The organism is Bifidobacterium sp. W8112 (assembly GCF_016101425.1).
In the GTDB taxonomy this organism is placed as follows: Bacteria; Actinomycetota; Actinomycetes; order Actinomycetales; family Bifidobacteriaceae; genus Bombiscardovia; species Bombiscardovia apousia.
This window is the reverse complement of the sequence record NZ_JACFQN010000007.1, coordinates 1-354: the sequence shown is the minus strand read 5'-3', so window position 1 is coordinate 354 and position 354 is coordinate 1. Positions and strand designations below refer to the sequence as shown.

At 64.1% G+C, this 354-nt stretch carries 1 protein-coding gene; it reads left to right on the top strand.

The features are described from left to right. Positions 1–354 (top strand): RCC1 domain-containing protein (locus H3T92_RS08150; protein ID WP_269748554.1); only part of this gene is annotated, 354 nt, incomplete at both ends.

Genomic DNA, 354 nt, shown 5'->3' with positions numbered 1-354 from the left:
TGACCCTGGCCGCCCACTGGACGCCGGCAAGCCGGAACAGCAGGTGGAGCATCAGCCCCGACAAGGGCAGCCAGCTGGGCAGGGAACCCGCCACCATCACCCCGCCCGACAGCGCCAGCCGAGGCATCAGATTCAATCAGGTCAGCGCATCAACATCAACATCAACATACGACGGTAGTGCTTCCTCTGGTTTTTCCTTGGCGGTGGGCAGCGACGGGAACGCCTACGCCTGGGGATACAACGGCAATGGCCAGCTCGGCGACGGGACGAGAGACGACAAGCATGCGCCGGTCATGGTGAGGAAGCCCGACCGCAACACCTACCCGGACCTGCCAGCGGACTTCACCTACCTGC